This window comes from Inquilinus sp. (assembly GCF_039594555.1).
GTDB lineage: Bacteria > Pseudomonadota > Alphaproteobacteria > DSM-16000 > Inquilinaceae > Inquilinus.
In genome coordinates, this window is the sequence record NZ_JBCNNF010000620.1 from 1 (window position 1) to 2,835 (window position 2,835).

The following is a 2,835-nucleotide window of genomic DNA, read 5'->3' on the forward strand; positions in this document are numbered from 1 at the left end:
GGCGATCCATGTCGGCAGCCTGATCGAGATGTCGCTGGGGGCGGCGATCGGGGCGATCACCTTCACCGGCTCGCTGGTGGCCTTCGCCAAGCTGCAGGGCCTGGTCTCGGGCAAGCCGCTGGTGTTCCCGCTGCAGCACCCGCTGAACGCCGGCCTCGGCATCCTGATCATCCTCTTGATCGTGTGGATGTGCGCCGGGCAGTCCGGTGCGGCGTTCCTGCTCTTGATCCTGGTGGCGCTGGCCTTGGGCTTCCTGCTGATCCTGCCGATCGGCGGGGCGGACATGCCGGTGGTGGTGTCGATGCTGAACAGCTACTCCGGCTGGGCGGCGGCGGGCATCGGCTTCACCCTGCAGAACAACCTTCTCATTGTGACCGGTGCCTTGGTCGGGTCGTCGGGCGCCATCCTCAGCTACATCATGTGCAAGGGGATGAACCGGTCGATCATCAACGTGATCCTGGGCGGCTTCGGCGGCGAGGCGGCCTCGGCGGCGGCGGGACCCGCGGGCGACCGCGCGGTGAAGCAGGGCTCGGCGGAGGACGCGGCCTTCGTGATGAAGAATGCGCGGTCGGTGATCATCGTGCCGGGCTACGGCATGGCGGTGGCGCAGGCGCAGCACGCGCTGCGGGAGATGTCGGACCTCTTGAAGAAGGAGGGGGTGGAGGTGCGCTACGCCATCCACCCGGTGGCGGGCCGCATGCCGGGGCACATGAACGTGCTGCTGGCGGAGGCCAACGTGCCCTATGACGAGGTGTTCGAGCTGGAGGAGATCAACCGCGACTTCGCGCAAGCCGACGTGGCCTTCGTGATCGGGGCGAACGACGTGACCAACCCGGCGGCGAAGTCGGACCCGGCGAGCCCGATCTACGGCATGCCGATCCTGGACGTGGAGAACGCCAAGACGGTGCTGTTCGTGAAGCGCTCGATGGCCTCGGGCTATGCCGGCGTCGAGAATGAGCTGTTCTTCCGCGACAACACCCTCATGCTCTTCGGCGACGCAAAGAAGATGTGCGAGGACATCGCCAAGTCGCTGGCGGCGTGAGGTAAAGACCGCTCCCCAGTTTGTCATCGCCGGGCTTGACCCGGCGATCCAGGGGCCACCCAGAGCGGCATCGACATCTCTGGATGCCCGGGTCAAGCCCGGCAATGACAGTTTGGGGTATGGCCCCCACAGTAAGGGACCAGCCCTTGCCGCTCGCCGCCTCTGGTCCAGACTCCTTGAGCGGGATCCGAGGAGACAGGCGATGACCGAAGCCGATCTGGGCGTCGAGGCCCATTACTTCGAGGATGGCGGCGCCGTGCCGAACAACCCGGACCTGCCGCTGCTGGTCTATCGCCAGGTCAGCGGGCTCGGCCTCGGCGACGTCGCGACGGCGATCGAGGCGCGCTTCGGCCAGAACGGCTGGGGCAATGGCTGGCGCAACGGCATCTATCCGTTTCACCATTTCCACAGCAACGCGCATGAGGTGCTGGGCCTGGCCAGCGGCCGGGCCAAGGTGCGGTTCGGCGGCGCCGGCGGCGTCTCGCTGGAGCTGCTGGCCGGCGACGTGGTGGTGATCCCGGCCGGTGTCGGCCACAAGCGCGAGGAGGCGAGCGGCGATCTCGTCGTCATCGGCGCCTATCCGCCCGGGCAGGACCCGGACCTGGTCAGGGAAGGCGAGGGCGACGGCCGGGTGCTGCGCGACAGCATCGGCGCCGTGCCGGTGCCCGAGGCCGACCCGGTGCTGGGCGCCGAAGGACCGCTGGTGAAGATCTGGCGCGAGGCCAAGGACGGATAGGGCGCGAGGCGTCTCCCCTGCCGGTGAAGGCGGCAGGCCATGTCTCCGGCCCGAACCCTTGATCCGCCATCGCGAACCCGCAGGGGCGGGCTGGCGGTGGCTCGTGCGGCGGAATGGATTGCTTCGTCGGCTTCGCCTCCTCGCAATGACGGTTTGGCTGAGCCACTCCCGCCAATTCCACACCGTCATCGCGAGCCCCGCAGGGGCGTGGCGATCCATGGCCGCGCCGCCCGCACCAGCCCTTAAACACAAAGGCCCTTGCGCCGGCCCGGAATTTTGTTCATGATATGTTCCATGGAGCCCGCGCCAGAGGATCTCGACGTCCAGGCCTATTGCCGCAGCCTCGCGCTGCAGCAGATCCAGATGCTCACCCGCTTGGCTGAGATCGCCATGCAGCTGGCCGAGGCCGAAGGCGTCCGCGCCATCGCCGCCCAGGCGAGGGTCGCCGAGCCCGAGGCCGATGAGGCCGCGGTGCAGGCCGCCCGGGCCGAGGCGCAGGAGGCCGGGCTGGCCTTCAGCCGCTTCTCCCGCTCGGTGCACCGCTCGCTGGCACTGCGCAGCCGCGCCGCCGACAGCCTGTGCGCCCGCGACAGGACCCAGGCCGCCGATCGCGCGGCCGCCCGCCAGGATCGCCGCGACCGCCACCGCGACGAGGTCGAGAGCGTGCTGCGCCACATGATTTGGGACGAGATCGAGGATCACGCCCGCGTCGAGGCGCTGCATGCCGAACTCGAGGAGCGGGTCGAGGACCTCTATGACGACGAGACGGTCCGGGTCGAGGATCGGCCGGCGGGCTCGGTGATGGCCGGGCTGGCCTGCGGCCTGGGCCTGGCCGAGGAATGGAGCCGCTGGGCAGCCGCCTGGCCGGCCACGCCGCAGCCGGCCCGCCCGGCCGGCAGCGCGGCCAGGGTGGAGGCCGAGCGGGCCAGGCGCCGGGACGCGGCCGCCGCGGCGGTCGAGCGCAGCTTCGCCGATCTGCGCGACCCCGGCCGGATCCCGGGGATCCGGGCCGGGCTGGCGGCCCGGCTGCAGGAGACCGACGTCACCGAATGGCTCG

Annotated in this window: 3 protein-coding genes; all 3 read left to right on the forward strand. The window is 70.1% G+C overall.

Annotation, left to right across the window (positions count from 1 at the left end; all coding sequences use genetic code 11):
- Positions 1–1,042: NAD(P)(+) transhydrogenase (Re/Si-specific) subunit beta (locus ABDW35_RS35095; RefSeq protein ID WP_343718472.1), on the forward strand; the 1,042-nt coding region annotated here is incomplete at its 5' end.
- A 202-nt stretch (positions 1,043–1,244) separates the two neighbouring features.
- Positions 1,245–1,778, forward strand: coding sequence for a cupin domain-containing protein (locus ABDW35_RS35100; protein ID WP_343718473.1), 534 nt, complete (start codon positions 1,245–1,247; stop codon positions 1,776–1,778).
- Between the two features lie 294 nt (positions 1,779–2,072).
- On the forward strand, positions 2,073–2,835 hold a 763-nt coding region (locus ABDW35_RS35105; RefSeq protein WP_343718474.1), incomplete at its 3' end, for a hypothetical protein.

What these genes read in the sequence shown, in the direction of transcription:
- ABDW35_RS35100 (WP_343718473.1), top strand. Translation starts at nt 1,245, where the DNA reads ATGACCGAAGCCGATCTGGGCGTCGAGGCCCATTACTTCGAGGATGGC.